The 19,021-nt window shown below is 62.8% G+C and carries 15 protein-coding genes and 1 riboswitch; of the genes, 6 read left to right on the top strand and 9 right to left on the bottom strand.

The genetic code is table 11. The features are described 5' to 3' along the window. Window positions 1–62: 62 nt before the first annotated feature. From NKH13_RS27050 to NKH13_RS35710, 6 genes are all read right to left on the bottom strand, one after another. Window positions 63–3,197, bottom strand: a complete 3,135-nt coding sequence (locus tag NKH13_RS27050; protein ID WP_352915726.1) for an efflux RND transporter permease subunit — start codon at window positions 3,195–3,197, stop codon at window positions 63–65. 210 nt (window positions 3,198–3,407) lie between these two features. Then, window positions 3,408–4,559, bottom strand: a complete 1,152-nt coding sequence (locus NKH13_RS27045) for an efflux RND transporter periplasmic adaptor subunit (RefSeq protein ID WP_352466059.1) — start codon at window positions 4,557–4,559, stop codon at window positions 3,408–3,410. A gap of 62 nt (window positions 4,560–4,621) precedes the next feature. Continuing rightward, window positions 4,622–5,230 (bottom strand): TetR/AcrR family transcriptional regulator, encoded by a 609-nt coding sequence (locus NKH13_RS27040; RefSeq protein ID WP_352466058.1) that lies wholly within the window; start codon window positions 5,228–5,230, stop codon window positions 4,622–4,624. Between the two features lie 219 nt (window positions 5,231–5,449). Then, the gene (locus NKH13_RS27035; protein ID WP_352717890.1) at window positions 5,450–7,090 is read right to left on the bottom strand and encodes an acyl-CoA synthetase; all 1,641 of its coding nucleotides are present in this window, start codon (window positions 7,088–7,090) and stop codon (window positions 5,450–5,452) included. 179 nt (window positions 7,091–7,269) lie between these two features. Further along, complete coding sequence (locus NKH13_RS27030; protein WP_352717889.1) at window positions 7,270–7,584, bottom strand: type II toxin-antitoxin system RelE/ParE family toxin; 315 nt, start codon at window positions 7,582–7,584, stop codon at window positions 7,270–7,272. Window positions 7,585–7,586: 2 nt separating this feature from the next. Continuing rightward, window positions 7,587–7,832 carry a type II toxin-antitoxin system ParD family antitoxin gene (locus tag NKH13_RS35710; RefSeq protein ID WP_352977862.1) on the bottom strand — a complete coding sequence of 82 codons (246 nt, stop codon included), beginning with the start codon at window positions 7,830–7,832 and terminating at the stop codon, window positions 7,587–7,589. A gap of 147 nt (window positions 7,833–7,979) precedes the next feature. Between NKH13_RS35710 and NKH13_RS27020 the strand changes: the two genes are divergently transcribed. Both NKH13_RS27020 and NKH13_RS27015 read left to right on the top strand, forming a co-directional pair. Beyond that, entirely contained in the window at window positions 7,980–8,945 is a 966-nt protein-coding gene (locus NKH13_RS27020) for a sugar-binding transcriptional regulator (RefSeq protein WP_352717887.1), read from the top strand. 86 nt (window positions 8,946–9,031) lie between these two features. Further along, a complete protein-coding gene (locus NKH13_RS27015) occupies window positions 9,032–11,086 on the top strand; it encodes a bifunctional aldolase/short-chain dehydrogenase (RefSeq protein WP_352915720.1) in 2,055 nt (684 codons plus the stop codon). 68 nt (window positions 11,087–11,154) lie between these two features. Here NKH13_RS27015 and NKH13_RS27010 read toward each other — a convergent pair whose 3' ends face one another. The 3 genes from NKH13_RS27010 to NKH13_RS27000 form a co-directional block, all read right to left on the bottom strand. Beyond that, window positions 11,155–12,210 carry a substrate-binding domain-containing protein gene (locus NKH13_RS27010; RefSeq protein WP_352717884.1) on the bottom strand — a complete coding sequence of 352 codons (1,056 nt, stop codon included), beginning with the start codon at window positions 12,208–12,210 and terminating at the stop codon, window positions 11,155–11,157. Between the two features lie 46 nt (window positions 12,211–12,256). Then, on the bottom strand, window positions 12,257–13,252 hold the full coding sequence (locus NKH13_RS27005; RefSeq protein WP_292653853.1) for an ABC transporter permease: 996 nt from the start codon (window positions 13,250–13,252) through the stop codon (window positions 12,257–12,259). An 83-nt stretch (window positions 13,253–13,335) separates the two neighbouring features. Then, complete coding sequence (locus NKH13_RS27000; RefSeq protein WP_352717882.1) at window positions 13,336–14,847, bottom strand: sugar ABC transporter ATP-binding protein; 1,512 nt, start codon at window positions 14,845–14,847, stop codon at window positions 13,336–13,338. A 135-nt stretch (window positions 14,848–14,982) separates the two neighbouring features. Here NKH13_RS27000 and mtnK point away from each other — a divergent pair, with 135 nt between their 5' ends. The 4 genes from mtnK to NKH13_RS26980 all read left to right on the top strand — a co-directional run. Further along, entirely contained in the window at window positions 14,983–16,254 is a 1,272-nt protein-coding gene (mtnK, locus tag NKH13_RS26995; protein ID WP_352717881.1) for an S-methyl-5-thioribose kinase, read from the top strand. Further along, window positions 16,251–17,345, top strand: coding sequence for an S-methyl-5-thioribose-1-phosphate isomerase (mtnA, locus tag NKH13_RS26990; RefSeq protein ID WP_352717879.1), 1,095 nt, complete (start codon window positions 16,251–16,253; stop codon window positions 17,343–17,345). Before mtnK ends, mtnA begins: the two co-directional genes overlap by 4 nt. 209 nt (window positions 17,346–17,554) lie before the next feature. Continuing rightward, window positions 17,555–17,701, top strand: a riboswitch (FMN riboswitch). Window positions 17,702–17,777: 76 nt separating this feature from the next. Continuing rightward, complete coding sequence (locus NKH13_RS26985; RefSeq protein WP_352717878.1) at window positions 17,778–18,251, top strand: 6,7-dimethyl-8-ribityllumazine synthase; 474 nt, start codon at window positions 17,778–17,780, stop codon at window positions 18,249–18,251. A 69-nt stretch (window positions 18,252–18,320) separates the two neighbouring features. Then, a partial coding sequence (locus NKH13_RS26980) for a dihydroxyacetone kinase subunit DhaK (RefSeq protein WP_352915714.1) occupies window positions 18,321–19,021 on the top strand: 701 nt, incomplete at its 3' end.

Genomic DNA, 19,021 nt, shown 5'->3' with positions numbered 1-19,021 from the left:
TCCTCCGGCGCCTACGCCTGGTGGGCGGATTAAACCGCCGGAGGTCACATTTGCCAACAGCTCTATTCGGCCGCCAGGGCCAGTTGCGGCCTTTCGTTCTTTTCTTCCGTCTCGGCCGCCTGCTCCACCACCTTCTTGGGCTCCCTGCCGAAGAACAGCGCGTAGGCTGCCGGCAGGACAAGGATGGTCAGCACCGTGGCGACGAGAATGCCGCCCATCATGGCGTAGGCGAGCGGCCCCCAGAAGACGCCGCGCGAGATCGGGATCAGCGCCAGCACCGCAGTCAACGCCGTCAGCACGATCGGCCGGAACCGGCGGACCGCCGAGCCGATGATGGCCTCGGAGCGCTCCACACCGGCGGCGATGTCCTGATCGATCTGATCGACCAGGATGATCGAGTTGCGCATGATGATGCCGAGCAGGGCGATGACACCGAGGATGGCGACGAAGCCGAACGGGGCGCCGCTGATCAAGAGTGCCGCCGCCGCGCCGATGATGCCAAGCGGACCGGTCGCCAGCACCAGCATGGCTTTGCCGAAATGCTGCAGCTGGATCATCAGCAACACGACGATGACGGCCAGCATGATCGGCGCTTTCGCTGCAATCGAGGCCTGGCTTTCGGCCGCATCCTCGGCGCCACCCTGGATCTCGATCTTGTAGCCGGGTGCGAGGCTGGCGCGCAGGCCCTGCATGTCGCTGTACATTTTCATGGCGACATCGTTCGGCTGCACGCCGTCCGGCAGCGTGGCGCGTACGCTGATCGTCGGCAAGCGGTCGCGCCGCCATTCGACGCCTTGCTCCAGCACCGGAACGATCTTGGCGACCTGCGACAGCGGCACGGAGCCACCGAAATCCGTCGGGATATAGACGGAATCGACCGCCGACAGCAGGTGACGGCTTGCCTCCGGTTCGCGGGCGACGATCGAAACCGTCTCCTCGCCGTCGCGGAAATCATCGAGCGGCGCTCCCGACATGGTCGCCTGCAGCATCTGGCGGATGCGCTGCGAGGTGACGCCGAGCGCACGGGCACGATCCTGGTCGATCACCAGCTTCATCGCCGGCACCGGCTCCAGCCAGTCGTCGTGGATGGCGCCGAGCAACGGATTTGCCTGGAACTTCGCCTTCACCTCGTCGGCGATGCGGCGCACTTCCTGGCGATCCGGACCCATGACGCGCATCTGCACCGGCCAACCAGTCGGCGGACCGAGGAACAGGCGATCAACCTTGGCGCGGATCGATGGGAAATCCTCGGCCAGGACGGTGCGCAGCTTGACGATCAGCCGCTCGCGGGCCGGTTCGTCATTGGCCATGACCAGAAGCTGGGCGAAGTTCGGGTTGCGAAGCTGCTGGTCGAGCGGCAGGAAGAAGCGCGGCGCGCCTTCGCCGATATAGGTGGCGATGAAGCGCTTGTCCTTGTCGTCCATCATCCTGGCTTCGAGCGCCTTGGCCTGCGTCTCGACTTCCTTGATGCTGGTGCCTTCCGGCAGCCAGAGATCGACGAGGATTTCCGGACGCGACGATTGCGGGAAGAAATTCTGCGGGATGAACTGGAACGCCCACAGGCTGGTGGCAAAGGTCATCAGCGTCATCACCAGGACGATGATGCGATGGCGCACCGCCCATGACACGGTCGAGCGAAGACGGCGGTAAAAACCCGTGTCGAAGACATCGTGATGGCTGCCGGCGTGCTTGCGCTGCTTCAGGATCATGTGGCCGAGCCATGGCGTGAAATAGACCGCAGCGAACCAGGACACGACCAGCGCGATGCCGACGACGTAAAACAGGGTGCGCACATATTCGCCGGCCGTCGAGGCTGCGAAACCGACGGGGATGAAGCCGGCTGTGGTGATCAGCGTGCCGGTCAGCATCGGGAAAGCGGTCGAGGAATAGGCGAAGCTCGCCGCCTCGACCTTGACCAAGCCTTCCTCGAGCTTTCGCTCCATCATTTCGACGACGATCATCGCGTCGTCGACCAAGAGCCCAAGCGCGATGATCAGCGCGCCGAGCGAGATGCGCTGCAGGTCGATGCCGAGTTCGTACATGATGGCGAAGGTGGCTGCCAGGACCAGCGGAATGACGATGGCGATCACCAGGCCCGAACGCCAGCCGATCGACAGGAACGAGACGACAAGCACGATCAGCAGCGCTTCACCGAGCGCTTCCATGAACTCGGCCACCGCATCCTTGACGACGCCCGGCTGATCGGAAATCTGATTGACCGAGACGCCATAGGGCAGCGCCTCCTCGAAGCGCTTGTAGGTCGCTTCGACGTCCTTGCCAACGTCGGTGACGTTGAAGCCCTTTGCCATGACGACGCCAAGCTGGACGCTGTCGTGACCGTTGATACGGTATTTGCGCTGATAGGGATCCTCGAGGCCGGAGGTCACCGTGGCGATGTCGCCGAGGCGCGTCACCTGGTTGCCGGCGCGCAGGCGAAGCTCGCGGATGTCGGCCGCCCTGGTGACGTCGCCTTCGACCGAGATGCGCACGGAACGCTGGCCGGTGTCGACCGAGCCCGCCGGGTCGACATTGTTTTGGCCCCTGATCGCATTCTGCAGGTCGGTCAACGTCAGGCCGCGTTCGGCAAGTACCTTGGATGAAACGTCGATGTAGAGCTTTTCCGGCTGGTCGCCGATGATCACGGCTTTCTCGACGCCGGGCGTCGTCAGCAGCATGTCGCGTGCCTGGATGGCGAATTTCTTCAGCTCGGGATAGCTGTAGCCGTCGCCGCTGATCGAATGCAGGGTGATGAATGTGTCGCCGAATTCGTCGTTGAAGTAGGGCCCGAGCGAGCCCTGCGGCAGTTCATTCGAGATATCGCCGACCTTCTTGCGCACCTGATAGAACGCATCCGCGACCTGCGCGGGATTGGTGTCGCCCTTGACCTGCAATGTGATGATGGCGCTGCCGGCGCGGGTGTAGGAGCGGACGAAATCGAGATGCGGCGTTTCCTGCAGCTTGCGCTCGATCTTGTTGACGACCTGGTCCTCCATCTCCTTGATCGAGGAGCCAGGCCAGATCGCCTGGACGACCATGACGCGGAAGGTGAAATCGGGGTCTTCCTTCTGGCCCATGCGCATCAGGCCGAGCGCACCGGCGACGATGATCAGCCCGAACAGGAAGCGGGCAATGCTCGGATGGCCGATTGCCCAGCGCGAAAGATTGAAAGATCGCTTTTCATTGGTGTCGGTGGTCATCGGCGTCAGTCCGTTTCAATTTGATCAACAGAGCACGCGCTTTCGCATGCCCAAGGAACTTCCGATGTGGGCTTCCGGGCGGCGAGGCTTTCCGAGTTGAGAGATCTACATCGCGGTGGGACGCGAGGATCGACGTGGGGGTTACATCGACCTGAGATCTCGAAAATCGGGGGGCCGCCTGCCGCCCGGAAACTGTGGATTGCCTGGCCGTCAGCGCAAGCGCCTTGCGGCGTCGTCATCGGCCGACGCCGACTGTTGCGCTGCATCACCGGTCAGCTTGACTTTCAGATTCTCGGTCATGAACTGCGTGCCGGCGGCGACGACCACGTCGCCCGGCTTCAGCCCATCGGCGACGCTGACGCCGTCGGGGGTGAAGGCGGCGACCTTGACCGGATGCGCATGGACGGTCCCGCCATTGCGGTCGACTGTCCAGACGATCGATTGGCTGTCCTTTTGCGCCAACGCGGCCAGCGGGATCGACACCAGCTGCTGCCGGTTATCCGCCGCGGCTTCGATGGAGGCGGTCATGCCTAGCAGCACGCGCGGATCGTTGGGCAGGCTGACGCGGACGGCAAAGGTGCGCGACTGCGGATCGGCGCTGCCGGCGACTTCGCGGACCTTGCCGTCGAGCGTCAGCGCCTCATCGGACCAGAAGCCCGCCTTGACGGTCTTGCCCGGCTTGAATTCGGCGATATCGGTTTCCGGAACAGCGATCAGCACTTCCTTCTCGCCGTCGATGGCAACGGTCACCACCGGCGTACCGGAGCCGACGACCTGGCCGACATCGGCGGCAACGGCGGTGACGATGCCGTTCTTGTCCGCCTTGAGATCGGTATAGCGGACCTGGTTCTGTGCCTGGGCAAGCTGTGAGCGGGCGGAGTCTCGCGTGGCGACCGCCTGATTATAGGCGAGCGTTGCCTGCTCGAGCTGCGACTTCGGCGCGAAATTCTTGGCGTAGAGCTGTTCGGCGCGCTTGCGCGTAAGCTCGACTGTCTCGACCTGACGGTCGGCAGCATCGAGGCTGGCCTGAGCGCTTCTCACCGAAAGCTCGTAGTCGGTGGGATCGATGCGGGCGAGAACGTCGCCGGGCTTGACGCGGTCACCGATGTCGACAAGGCGCTCGGTGATCTTGCCGTTGATGCGAAAACCGAGATTCATCTCGGTCCGAGCACGCACCGATCCGGAATAGGAGAGCTGACGGGTATCGCTCGCCTTAGCGATCTCGACCACCTTGACCGGGCGGATGATCTCGGTGACCTCGGCTTTCTCCTGCGAGCAGCCGGCGAGGCCGAGAGCGGCAACGATAATCAGTGCCAGGCCGGCGGCCGGTCGCCTGTAGGTGATGGACTTGGACAAAGACACTTTTCGTACTCCCGAACTGTGGGGATGAATTGCCGACATCACCGCCCGACGGGCGGCAACGGTCATTTCTTCAAGGCTCTGATGGCAAACTCGGTAAGCTCGTCCGGTGTCGCCCGGTTCTTCTTGGCGAGGCACTGGGCCATCATCTGCGGATGACAGAGGCTGATAATAGCAGCACCGAAACACCGGGACGCGATCACCGGATCCTGATCGACGAACTCGCCGGTGGCGATGCCCTCGCGGATCACTTCCGCAACCAGTTCGTGGATGCTGTCGATGTGCTTTTCGATGACATGCCAGTCGCGCTCGATGGCGACGATGACCATCTCGTGCACCTTCTCCTGGTCGATCATGGTCTCGAGCGTCCACTGATAGTGCGTATGCACGTAGCGGCGGAGCTTTTCGCTGGCGGTGCCGGGACTATGGCAGGCTTCGTAGGTCAACCGGTAGCAGGTCTCGAGCATACGGCCGCAAACCGCCTGGTGGATTTCCACCTTGGAGGCGAAGAAGCGGTAGATATTGGCGGTCGACATGCCGAGTTCGCGCGCTATGTCGGCGACGTTGGTCTTGCCGTAGCCGTAGTGGCGGAACAATCGCTCCGCGCAATCCAGGATGCGTGTGACATTTTCCTGGCGGGCGGAATCGGCGGTGGTGTCTAGAGTTTCCAGCATCTTGTTTGCCAAATTTACGACTGACGAATTTAGAATTTCGTCACTCGTAAATTGAAAACCATCACCTGTCAAGGCCGATTTTGGCCGCTGATGACAGATGGTGACATCTCTGGACGGAGTTGGACCATGAAAAGCATGTGGGTCCCGCCGGGCGCGCCTGCAACGCCGCCCCGTCTGTTCGACGCAAAGGATTTTGAATTGATGTTTTCAGATCAGGCGTTAAGGCTGCTTCGTCATCTCCCGCAGCCGGAACTTCTGGATCTTGCCCGTCGAAGTCTTCGGGATTTCCGCGAAGATCACCGCTTTCGGCACCTTGAAGCGGGCGAGCAGCGCGCGGCAGTGCTCGATGATTTCGGCCTCGGTCGCCGCCTTGCCCGGCTTCAGCTCGACATAGGCGACCGGCACCTCGCCCCATTTGTCGTCGGATCGGGCGACAACGCCGCAGGAGCCGACGGCGGGATGTTTGTACAGTGCCTCCTCGACCTCGATCGAGGAGATGTTTTCGCCGCCGGAGATGATGATGTCCTTGGAACGGTCCTTGAGCTGGATGTAGCCGTCAGGATGCATGACGCCGAGGTCGCCCGAATGGAACCAGCCGCCGGCAAAGGCCTCGTCGCTCGCCTTGCGGTTCTTGAGATAGCCTTTCATGACGATGTTGCCGCGGAACATTACCTCGCCGATAGTCTCGCCGTCGGCCGGCGTCTCTTGCATCGTCTGCGGGTCCATCACCATCAGGCCTTCGAGCGCGGCGTAGCGTACGCCTTGCCTGGCCTTCTTCGCCGCCCTCGCCCCCTTCTCCAGCCGGTCCCACTCGCCGTGCCATTCGTTGACGACGGCCGGGCCATAGGTTTCGGTCAGGCCGTAGAGATGCGTGACGGCAAAGCCCGCATCGGCCATGCCCGACAGCACCGCCTCAGGCGGCGGCGCTGCGGCGGTGTTGAAGCTGACGGTCTGCGGGAACTGCCGCTTGTCCTCGTCCCTGGCGTTGATCAGCACCGACATGACGATCGGTGCACCGCACAGATGGGTGACGCCGTGATCGGCTATGGCGTCGTAGATCGGCTTCGGCCGCACCCAGCGCAGGCAGACATGCGTGCCGGCCTGCACGGCAAGCGTCCAGGGAAAGCACCAGCCGTTGCAGTGGAACATCGGCAACGTCCACAGATAAACCGGGTGCTTGCCCATTCCGGCATGGATGGTGTTGGCATAGGCCATGAGTGCCGCACCGCGATGGTGACAGACGACGCCCTTCGGATTGCCTGTCGTGCCAGAGGTGTAGTTGAGCGAGATAGCATCCCATTCATCGTCCGGCATCGACCAGGCGAAATCCTCGTCGCCGTCGGCGACAAACGCCTCATAGTCCAGCGTGCCGATCCGTTCCCCCTTGGGATAGGGCGCATCGGCGGCATAGTCGGGATCGTCGTAATCGATCAGCAGCGGCTTGACCTTGGCCAGCGCCAGCGCTTGCCGAACCACGCCGGCGAATTCGCGGTCGACGATCAGCACCTTGCTTTCGGCGTGGTCGAGCTGGAAGGCAATGACCGCAGCGTCGAGGCGGGTGTTGAGCGAATGCAGCACCGCCCTGGTCATCGGCACGCCGAAATGCGCTTCCAGCATCGGCGGTGTGTTGGACAGCATAACGGTGACGGTGTCGCCCTTGCCGATACCGCGCTTCGCCAGCGCCGAGGCAAGCCTCAGCGAGCGCTTCCAGAAATCGCGATAGGTCGTGCGCTGGCGGCCATGGATAATGGCGGTCTGGTCGGGAAAGGTTTTTGCCGCCCGCTCGAAATAGGTCAGCGGCGTCAGCGGCTGGTGGTTGGCCGGGTTCCTGTCGAGGTCCTGTTCGTAAGGATTGCCCATCCCGTCCTCCGCAATGTGTTATTAGGCCTTCTTACCACCAGGCTTTGAACACGGTGTAGGATTTGTGCATCGCCGGTCTGTTGCGACCGTCTTTTCGCGATGCAAGTGCCCGCCGTTGGTGAATATCTCATCGAAGCCACCTCAACGGTATGCGGCTTCGCCTATCCACCTGGGCGCCCCTACTCGCCTTCACCCTCTGGCCACAAAGCATCGATGTCCCGATGTCCTTCCACAATGTTCGCCACCTCGAAGAAATCGCCATAGTAACGGAAGAAAATCACGTACCCCCTGAAAGCGAAACTTCGGACGTCAGGCCGGAGTTCGGGACGAGCACGACCGATCGTCGCAGGCAAGCTCGCCAGATCGCGGCATTTCTGACGCAACGCATCCACAAAGCGCCGGCCGATCAATAGGCTGCCGCTTTGGCCGGTGATGTATTCAAGGATATCGACCAAATCTGTCTGTACCGACGGCAGCATGCGCAGCCGCGGCACTCCTAAAAACCTTCCTTTGCGAGCTGCTTGGCCTTGGCTTCCAAGGCCGCGTCAATATCTTGCTCCGAGGCTTCGCCGCCTTCGGCAAACGACTTGTCCACCATGGCACGCAGCGCCTTCAACTTTTCCTCGCGCTCTTCGACCAGGCGCAGGCCCTCACGCACGACTTCGCTGGCAGAGCCGTAGCGGCCGCGTTTGACAATATTGGACACGAAGGTTTCCCATCGCTCTCCCAATGATACATTCATTCTCGGATCTCCTGTCTGATCAAATGGTACCGCAATAACAATAAATGTGCAATTACTGACATCGGCAATGCTCCAATGCCATATCATGCCTCCTGTCTTAATTTGACTTTTGTCGAGAGCCGTGAATAATGTCAGCGAGGAGATGGCATGGCGATCCGACCGGCAGAACAGCTTATCCACAAGGCCGCCTGGCTTTACTACGCACACGGCCTGCGCCAGGACCAGGTGGCCAGCCAGCTCAAGATTTCCCGTGCCTCGGTGGCGATGTATCTGCGCAAGGCGCGCGAGACCGGCATCGTCAACATCTCGACCTCGACCCAGCTTTTCACCGACGACGTGCTGGCACGCAAGCTGGAAGACGCGCTGAGGCTCGACGCGGTCTGGATCGCGCCGGAAAACGGCTATGTCGCCGACCCCTCGACCGATATCGCGGTGCTGGCGGCAAGCGTCTTTCTCGAGCTGATCAGGAAGGGCGACCGCATCGGCGTCGCCTGGGGACGGACGATCTACACCATCGCCGACATCATGTCCTATGCCGATCTGCAGGACGTCACCGTGGTGCAGCTCTGCGGCAATCTGGGCGCCCCCTATTCGTACCGGCCGGACCAATGTACGATGGAAATCGCACGCCGGCTCAATGCCAAGGGGCTGAATTTTTACGCGCCGCTGGTGCTGACGACGGAAGAACTGGCACGCGGCCTGCGCGCCGAGCCGGTGATCCGCGAGCAGTTGTCGGGCATCGGCGAATGCGACCTGGCGCTGTATTCGGTAGGCTCGGTGGACACCGACAGCCATCTGGTCAAATGCGGCGCGCTGACGCCAAGCGAAATGGCTGTATTGCGCAAAGCGGGTGCGGCCGGCGTCATTGCCGGGCAGATCATCGACGCCCAAGGCCAGGCGCTCGACTGCAGCTACAACCGCCGGCTGATTTCGGCAGAGCTGTCATCGTTGCGCAGCATCGAAAAGCGCCTTGTGGTGGTGCAGGAGGAGAGCAAGTTCGAACCGCTCGTCGCGGCGATCGCCGGCGGGCTATGCACTCATCTCGTCGTCGACGCACGGATGGCGCGACGGCTGCTCGACCATGCCGGAGCGGCAGCAGAAAAGGTCGCCTAGACAGTACATTTCCAGCCGCCGGCGCGTTGTCATCAATTTGTCGCGGCATTCCTGTTCACAACAAAGAGAAATCGGACGAAGCTGACATGAAGAACCTGTGGAATGACGACGAGGCGGAGAAGCTGGTCGCCGACTATGCAAAGAAGGGTGTGGCCCGCGATCTGGCGCTGCGCGTCTACACGACCAGGCTGCTGGGCGGCGAGCCGCGGCTCGTCCTGCATGGCGGCGGCAACACCTCGTGCAAGACCAGGGCCACCGATCTTGTCGGCGACGAATGGGACGTGCTCTGCGTCAAGGGCAGCGGCTGGGACATGGGCGTCATCGAGCCGCAGGGCCTGCCGGCGGTCAAGCTCGGCGCGCTGTTGAAGGCGCGGTCGCTGAAGAAGCTCTCCGATGAGGACATGGTCGCGCTGCAGCGGGCGAACCTCATCGATCCGTCCTCGCCCAATCCCTCCGTCGAGACGCTGCTGCACGCCTTCCTGCCGCACAAATTCGTCGACCACACGCATTCGACCGCAATCCTCGCCATCGTCGACCAGGAGGACAGCGAGGCGCTGAGCCGGAAGGTGTTCGGCGAAAAGATGGGCTTTGTGCCCTACATCATGCCGGGCTTCGATCTGGCGAAGGCGTCCGCTGATGTTTTCGACGCCGATCCGACGGTCGAAGGCCTGATCCTCGACAAGCATGGCATTTTCACCTTCGGCGACGATGCCAAGCAGGCCTATGACCGGATGATCCATTACGTGAACGTCGCCGAGGATTTCATCGCCAGCCACGGCAAGCCGCGCACCGAAAAAGTGGCCCTGCCGGCCAGGCTTGCGAAGCCCGCGGAGATTGCGCCGATGCTGCGCGGCGCGGCGGCGGTGGCGCGCGGCGAAGGCCGCTTCGACCGGATGATCAGCGATTTCCGGACCTCGGATGCGATCGTCGACTTCATCAATTCGGCAAAAATTGCCGACTATGCCGGGCGCGGCGTCTCGACACCCGACCTGTCGATCCGCATCAAGACCGGACCGATGGCACTGCCGGCGCCCGACGCTGACAAGGTCGGCGACTACAAATCCGTCATCCGCGAGCATGTCGAGAAATTCGCCAAGGACTATCGCGCCTATTTCGAGACCAATGATGCGCTCGACGATGTGAAGCGCACCATGCTCGACCCGATGCCGCGGCTGACGCTGGTGCCCGGCCTTGGCATGTTCGGCCACGGCCGCACGCTCAAGGACGCGAAGATCGCCTCCGACGTCGGCGAAATGTGGATCGAGGCAGTGCGCGGCGCCGAAGCCGTCGGCGATTTCCGCCCGCTCTCCAAAGCCGACCTGTTCCCGCTCGAATACTGGTCGCTGGAACAGGCCAAGCTCGCCGCCAACAAGCCGAAGCCGCTGACCGGCCAGGTGGTGCTGGTCACTGGCGGCGCCGGCGCGATCGGTGCGGCCACGGCAAAGCTATTCGCCGACAACGGTGCCCATACCGTCGTCGTCGATCTCGATGCGTCAAGGGCTGCCGAGGCGGCAAAAAAAGCTGGCAACGGTTCGATCGGCATTGGCGCCGACATCACCGATCCGGCGCAGATGCGCGCTGCGTTCGACAAAGCGGTCGCCGTCTACGGCGGCCTCGACATTCTCGTCTCCAATGCCGGTGCTGCCTGGGAGGGCCGGATCGGCGAGCTCGACGACGCAACCTTGCGCAAGAGCTTCGAACTCAATTTCTTCGCCCACCAGTCGGCGGCGCAGAATGCCGTGCGCATCATGCTGGAACAGGGCACCGGCGGCGTGCTGTTGTTCAACACCTCCAAGCAGGCGGTCAATCCGGGGCCGAAGTTCGGCGCTTATGGAATTCCCAAGGCGGCAACGCTGTTTTTGTCCAGGCAATATGCGCTCGACTACGGCGCGAATGGCATCCGCTCCAATGCCGTCAACGCCGACCGCATCCGTTCGGGGCTGTTGACCGAAGCCATGATCGCCAGCCGCTCGGGCGCGCGCGGCGTGTCGGAGAAGGAGTACATGTCCGGCAACCTGCTCGGGCAGGAAGTGACGGCCGAAGACGTCGCCCAGGCCTTTCTGCATCAAGCGCTGGCCGAGCGGACCACCGCCGATGTGACGACGGTCGACGGCGGCAACATCGCAGCGGCGTTGAGGTAGATCTAAACACCGGACCAACAAAAAGAGCGGCCCGCGAGCCGCTCTTTTTCTTTGCCGATAGCGAAAGACTACTTCGCGTTCGGGTTCGGCATCCAGGCCGGCATTGCGACATCGGCATGGGCGAACTGCGGCAGCTTGGCCGAGAGATCCTCCATGTTCTTGATGTCCTTGTCGAGCAGGTCCTTCTGGGTGATCAGCGTCGGCGGCACGATGACGTTGTGGCCGGGATCTTCGCCGGCCAGAAGCTGCGCCAGCGCACGCACGGATACCTGACCGACGACGGCCGGGTTGGTAGCGGCGGTTGCCGCCCAGGCGCTGTCGGGCTCGCGCATCGCGGCGATGTCCGAGGTCGAGATGTCGGCCGAATAGATCTTGATGTCCTTGTTCAGCCCGGCCTCGTCGACGGCGATCTTCACGCCCTTGGCGAATTCGTCATAGGGCGCGAACATCACCTTGATGTCGGGGTGGGCCGACAACACCGAGCGGGCCTGGTTGGCGACCGAATTGGCGATCGGGTTGTCGAGCGTGCCGAACATGGCAACTTCGTCGATGCCTGCATACTTCTTCTTGAATTCGACCCAGGTCTCGTTGCGGCGGTCGAGCGGCGCGATGCCGGCGACATAGACATAGCCGGCCTTCCAGCTCTCGCCATTGTCCTTGACCGCCTGTTCGAGTGCGAGGCGCGCGAGGTCGCGGTCGGATTGCTCGATCTGCGGGATCTTGGGGTTTTCGACATTGACGTCGAAGGCGACGACCTTGATGCCGGCGTCGACCGCGCGCTGGGCGGCGTCCTTCATCGATTCCGTCAAGCCGTGCTGGATGATGATGCCCTGGACGCCGAGCGCGATGGCCTGGTCGACCATGTCCGCCTGAAGCGCCGCGTCCTGGCGGCTGTCGAGCACGCGCAGGTCGACGCCGAGCGCCTTGGCCTGCGCTTCGACACCGGACAAATACGCCTGGAAGAAGTCGCCGGTCGAGAGATAGCGGACCAGCGCGATCTTGACGGCACCCGGCTTGTCGAACGGCGCCGGCCTGTCCTGCGCCATCGCCGGCATCTGCATCAGCAATGTTGCGCCGGCAAGCCCGAGCGCTGCCTTCCCCAAAAGTCTTCTTGTGATGTTCACGTCGCTTCCTCCACTTGTTGAACCCAAAATGTGACCCGGTCGAACCCTATCTCCTGCCCCTGCCGGACAGGGCGAAGGTAAAGACAAGGGCGACCACGAGAACCACGCCCTTGACGAAATCCTGCGTGTAGTAAGGCGCGTTCATCATCGTCAGGCCCTGCAGCAGCACGCCGACAAACACCGCGCCGACGGCCGTGCCGAAGGCGTTTGGCTTGGCGGCGCCGAGAACCGCGTAACCGATGAGTGCAGCAGCCACCGCGTCGAGCAACAGATTATTACCCGAGGCGATGTCGCCGCGTCCAAGCCGGGCGGCGAGCAAAATGCCGCCGATCGAGGCAAATACTCCCGAAATAACGTAGGCCCAGATTTTGTATGCCTTGACAGGCGCGCCGGCGAGTTCGGCAGCGCGTTCGTTGCTGCCGACCGCGTACATCATGCGCCCGAAACGGGTGTATTCGAGAAAGAACCAGATCAGTACCGCCAGCACGAGCAGGACGACGACCGACACCGGAATGAGGTTCGGGATGAAGAAATCGAAGCGATGGCGGCCAAGCGCCAGAAAGGCGGCGCCGAAGCTGCCGTTGGCGACCGAGCCGTCCGGCATGGTCATGCCGGTGGCGATCGAGCGGCCTTCGGTCGGGATGCGTTGCAGACCGACAAGCAGGAACATCATGCCGAGTGTCGCTAAGAGGTCCGGCACCCGCATATAGACGATCAGCCAGCCATTGATCAGGCCGACGACGGCGCCGATCACGAGACAGACGACGACCGCCACGACGGCGTTCTGTTCCAGCACCACCATGACATAGGCAGCCGCCATCATGGCGCTGGTGGCGACGGAGCCGATCGACAGGTCGAAGCCGCCGACGACCAGCGTGGCGGTGACGCCGAGCGCCAGAACGCCGGTGATGGCGACCGACTGGAAGATGAAGACAGCACTTTGCGGCGAGACGAAGCCGTCGGCGGCGATGGCGAAATAGGCGATCAACCCGAACAACAGAACGATGAAGCCGTAGCGAATAGCATTGTCGCGCAGGATCATTCGGCGCTCCCGCACGCTGACGCCGTCTTTATCCAACCCGAACTCATGCCCTCTCCATTCCAATTCTCTTTGTCTTCCCGCCGTCAGGCTGCGCTGTGCAACGGCCCGCCCGCTACTTCGGCCAGCAGACGCTCGAGATCGACATCGGTATTGCGGTGCTCGCCGACGATCGTCTGCTCCGACAGCACCAGAATGCGATCGGCCGTCTCCAGGGCCTCGTCGAGTTCGGTGACGAACAGCAGCGTCGCGCGGCCGCTGGCGCTGGCCCGCAGCTTGGCGGCGATATCGCGCCTGGCCGAAATGTCGACGCCCTGAAACGGCTCGTCGAGGATGAAAAGCCTTGCGCCCTGCGACATCCAGCGGGCGACCATCACCTTCTGCTGATTGCCGCCCGAAAGGGTGGACATCTCGTCCTTTTCCGAGCGGCAGACGATGCCCAGTTCCTGGATCTGCTGGCGGGCAACGGCGCGTTCGATGCGGCGCTTGAGGACGCCGAGACGCGACATGCGCCTGTGGAACGGCAGGCTGATATTCTCCTGGATGTTGAAGTCGCCGACGATGCCGTTTTCGCCCCGGTCCTTGGCGACGAGAAACACACCGGCGGCAATCGCTTCCCCCGTCGACTCCGGCGCATAGGGTTTCCCGTTCAGCATCATGGTCCCGGCCAGCGGCTGGCGCAGGCCGAACAGCGTCTCGGCGAGCGCGGTCTTGCCGACGCCGACAAGGCCGGTGATGGCAACGACCTCGCCGTCGCCGAGCGTCAGCGAAATCGGCCGGGCGCCTTCTGCAATCCGCAACCCGTCCGTGGCAAAAATTGCTTTGGCCGAATTCCTGGCGACGATCCGCTCGAGCTGGATCTTGCGGCCGAGCATGGCGTTGACCGCACCTTCGTAATCCAGCGGCTTCTTGTCGAAGATGCCTGAGATAACCCCATCGCGCATCGAAATGATGCGATCGGCAAGCCGCCTGATGTCAGACATACGGTGCGAAATGTAGAGAATGGCCACGCCTTGCTGGCGGAGCCGGTCGAGCAATGCGAACAGCCGGTCGGCCTCGGCACTGGACAGCGAGGAGGTCGGCTCGTCGAGGATCAGAACTTTCGGCCGGTGTGCCATGGCGCGGGCGATCGCCACCATCTGGCGGTCGGCAAGAGAGAGATCGCTGATCCGGGCCTTGAGGTCGATGACCAGTCCCATGCGGTCGGCAACCGCCTTGGCCTCGCGACGCACCCGGCCTGGATTGAACAGCATCGGCACGCCGCTGCCGCTCAACCTGTCGAGGGTAAGATTGGTGGCGACGTCGAGGTCGGCGACGACACCGTCATTGATGTTCTGGTGGACGGTAACGACGCCGGCGCGGATCGCCTCCGCCGGCGTTTTCGGGGCGAAATCCTGACCGGCAAGCGACATCGAGCCGCCGCCATGGTCGTAAACACCGCTGATGATCTTGACGAGGGTGGATTTGCCGGCGCCATTGGCGCCCATCAGCACGGTCACTTCGCCGGCATGCAATTCGAGCGAGACGCCGCCAAGCACCTCGATATGGCCAAAGGATTTCCTCAGGCCGTCGACGCGGAACACGGCATCATTGCCCATTCGTTCCTCCCTGACCGTGACGCTATGGGCTATATCGGCAATTGTCAACACGATTGACAATTGCCAGCAGGCTTCCTAGCTTGGCCCGACCGCGTTGGCTCCGCTATCATCGGAGCACATGAGCGGGAGGTGAGGATGACTGGGAAATCGCCGTTCGAAGCACTGTCGGTCGAGACATTGGCGGGCCGTCTCCGTGCCAACGAGGCCCTGCGTTCGCAGATCGGCAAGGACACGAGCCAGTGGAAGGTTCGTGAAGTCGGCGACGGCAATCTGAACCTGGTGTTCATTGTCGAAGGCGCTGAGGGTGCGGCCGTCGTCAAGCAGGCCCTGCCCTATGTCCGGCTGGTCGGCGACAGCTGGCCGCTGCCGCTAAAACGCTCCTTCTTCGAATATCATGCGCTGACGCGGCAACAGGCACGGGCGCCGGGTTCGGTGCCGGATATCTACCACTTCGATGAAGGCCAGGCGCTGATCATCATGGAGTATCTGTCGCCGCACATTATCTTGCGGCGGGCGCTGATCGAGGGCCGGCAACTGCCCAACATCGCGAAAGACATCGGCCTGTTCATGGCCCGCACGTTGTTTCGCGGCTCCGACCTGCATATGGCGACCAAGGCCCGCAAGGCCGATCTGGCGCTGTTCGCCGACAATGTCGAACTCTGCGACATCACCGAGAACCTGGTTTTCTCGGATCCGTATTTCGATGCCAAGATGAACCGGCACACCAGCCCGCAGCTCGATGGCATTGTCGCCGAGCTGCGCGCCGACCGCGACCTCAAGGTCGAGGCGCAGCGCATGAAGCACATCTTCGCCGCCAATGCGGAGACGCTGCTGCATGGCGACCTGCATTCCGGCTCGATCATGGTCACCGACACCGAAACGCGGATGATCGATCCCGAATTCGCCTTCTACGGCCCGATCGCCTTCGACGTCGGCATGCTGCTCGCCAATTTCTGGATGGCGTTCTTCTCGCAGCGCGGCCATGAACAGGGCGGAAGCCGCGACGCCATGCGCGACTATCTGCTCGGCGTTACGGTCGAGACATGGTCGGTGTTCCGCAGCGAGTTCTCGCATCTGTGGCGAACCGAGCGTACCGGCATGCTCTACCAGAAGAGCCTGTTCGAAGATCAGGGCGACAGGCTTGGCGCCGAGCAGGCGCTCGACCACATGCTGCATTCGATCTGGACCGATCTGCTCGGCTTTGCCGGCGTCGAGGTTCACCGGCGCATTCTCGGCCTTGCCCATAATGCTGATTTCGAGACCATTGCCGATCCGGATCTGCGCGCCAGATGTGAAGCAAGGGCGCTGAAATTCGGCCGTCACCTCGCCGTCAACCGGCGCCAGATCCACAGCATCGACGAGGTCAATCAATTGGCCGCGCTGATCGAACGGGAGAGCAGGATTTGAACGTCGGCGACCGCCACTACCGTACCATCTGGCCGAGCGACGACGGGCGTTCGGTGGAGATCATCGACCAGCGCTGGCTGCCGCATGATTTCCGCATCGAAAAGATCGATACCGTCGCCGGCATCGCCACGGCAATCCGCGACATGTGGGTGCGCGGGGCGCCACTGATCGGCGTCACCGCCGCCTATGGCGTAGCCATGCAGATGGCCGACGATCCGTCGGATGCGGCGCTCGACGCGGTCTGGGCAACCTTGCACGAAACGCGCCCGACGGCGATCAATTTGCGCTGGGCGCTGAACGAAATGCAGCGCTTCCTGCTGACGCTTCCCCTGGCAGAACGTGCCGCGGCTGCGTATCGACGTGCCGGCGAGATCGCCGACGAGGATGTCGGCCTCAACCGCGCCATCGGCGCCCATGGGCTCGAAATCATCAAGGCGATCGCGGCGCGCAAGCAGCCGGGCGAACCAGTCAATATCCTGACCCACTGCAATGCCGGCTGGCTGGCCACCGTCGACTACGGCACCGCCACTGCGCCGATCTATCTGGCGACGGAAGCCGGCATTCCAGTCCATGTCTATGTCGACGAAACGCGACCCCGCAACCAGGGTGCCCAATTGACCGCCTGGGAGATGGCCGGCCACGGCGTGCCGCATACGTTGATCGTCGACAATGCCGGCGGCCATCTGATGCAGCGCGGCCAGATCGACATGGTCGTCGTCGGCACCGACAGGACCACCGCCAACGGTGATGTCTGCAACAAGATCGGTACCTATCTCAAGGCGCTCGCCGCCGACGACAACGACGTGCCGTTCTATGTAGCGCTGCCGTCGCCGACAATCGACTGGACCGTGGGCGACGGGCTGGCCGAAATCCCGATCGAACAGCGCTCGCCCGACGAGGTCTCGCTGGTCTGGGGCAAGACGGCTTCCGGCGAGATCGCCCAGGTCCGCGTATCGCCGGAAGCCACGCCGGCGGCCAATCCGGCCTTCGACGTGACGCCGGCGCGGCTGGTCACCGGCTTGATCACGGAACGCGGTGTCGCTACGGCCTCACGCGAAGGCCTGAGGGCGATGTTTCCCGAGCGCGGATGATCTCCCTCTTGAGGGGAGATGTCGCCGGAGGCGACAGAGGGGTCGCAGCGTGTGGAGCGCCCGCGCCTTCTAGGCCGAGAAGATGTTGGCGCTCTACGTGAGACGACCCCCTCTGGCCTGCCGGCCATCTCCCCCTCAAGGGGGGAGATTACAGCTCCAGCCACGGCGTCGATTGACATCGGTAATGCGGCCTTCCATACAAACGCCGTCAATGTTCTCAGGGCGGGGTGAAAGTCCCCACCGGCGGTAAGGGTCTCGGCCCAAGCCCGCGAGCGCTTTCCGGTTAGCCGGAAGGGTCAGCAGATCCGGTGTGATTCCGGAGCCGACGGTCACAGTCCGGATGGAAGAGAACGAACGGAAGACGGTCCGCTTTCGCGGTTCGGATTCCGTATCGTGCGTCCTGATTCTGGATCGAAACGGAAAGATGGACCCATGAATCAGCATTCCCACAACGACTATGAAACGATCCGCTTTGCCGTCATTCGGGCGCGCTGGCACGCCGATATCGTCGACCAATGCGTTGAAGCATTCGAGGCGGAACTGGCGGTTCTCGGAGAGAAACGCTTTGCCGTCGATGTCTTCGATGTGCCAGGCGCCTATGAGATTCCCCTGCATGCAAAAACGCTTGCCGAGACCGGCCGCTATGCCGCTATCCTCGGCGCCGCGTTCGTCGTCAATAGCGGCATCTACCGGCATGAATTCGTGGCAAGTGCGGTCATCGACGGTATGATGACCGTGCAATTGTCGACTGGCGTGCCGGTGCTTTCGGCGGTGCTGACGCCGCACAACTACCATGACAGCGCGGACCATCACCGCTTCTTCTTCGAACACTTCCAGGTCAAGGGCAAAGAGGCAGCCAATGCCTGCGTGCAGATCCTGGCCGCGCTGGAACGCATCGCCGCGTGAAATGTCCGTCCCCGGGTGGAAATCCCGGTAACACGCTGTACTATCTGCGAAAATACCGAAATCGGGAGGATGCAGGTGCAGACCAAGAAGATCATCAATGACGGCAACCGCACGGTCGACGAGATGCTGGAAGGCATCCTGGCCGCGCATCCCCGCCAGCTTAAAAGCGCGGACGGAAGCCCCCGCTCCATCATCGCCCGCGACGGCCCACGCCCCGGCAAGGTCGGCCTCGTCATCGGCGGCGGCTCGGGCCACGAGCCGACCTTCCTCGGCTTCGTCGGCAAGGGGCTGGCCGACGCCGCGGCCATCGGCAATGTCTTCGCCTCGCCGCCGCCGGACCCGATCCTTGAATGCGCCAAGGCGGCCAGCGGCGGTGCTGGCGTGCTGTTCATGTATGGCAACTATGCCGGCGACGTGATGAATTTCGACATGGCCGCCGAAATGGCGGCAATGGACGACATCGAAGTGCGCACCGTGCTGACCACCGACGACGTCGCCTCGGCGCCACGCGACCAGAGGCAGAAGCGACGCGGCGTCGCCGGCAATTTCTTCATCTTCAAGGCCGCCGGTGCCGCCTGCGACCGGATGCTGTCATTCGACGAATGCGAGCGCATCGCCAGGAAGGCCAACGATTACACCTTCACCATGGGCGTGGCGCTGTCGCCCTGCTCGCTGCCGCAGACCCGCCGGCCCAATTTCGAGATCGGACTGGACGAGATGGAGATCGGCATGGGCATCCATGGCGGGCCCGGCATTGCGCGCGGAAAACT

Source organism: Mesorhizobium sp. M1348, from assembly GCF_040317925.1.
Classification (GTDB): Bacteria; Pseudomonadota; Alphaproteobacteria; order Rhizobiales; family Rhizobiaceae; genus Mesorhizobium.
The sequence above is the reverse complement of the archived record's forward strand: the minus strand, read 5'-3'. Positions and strand labels throughout refer to the sequence as shown.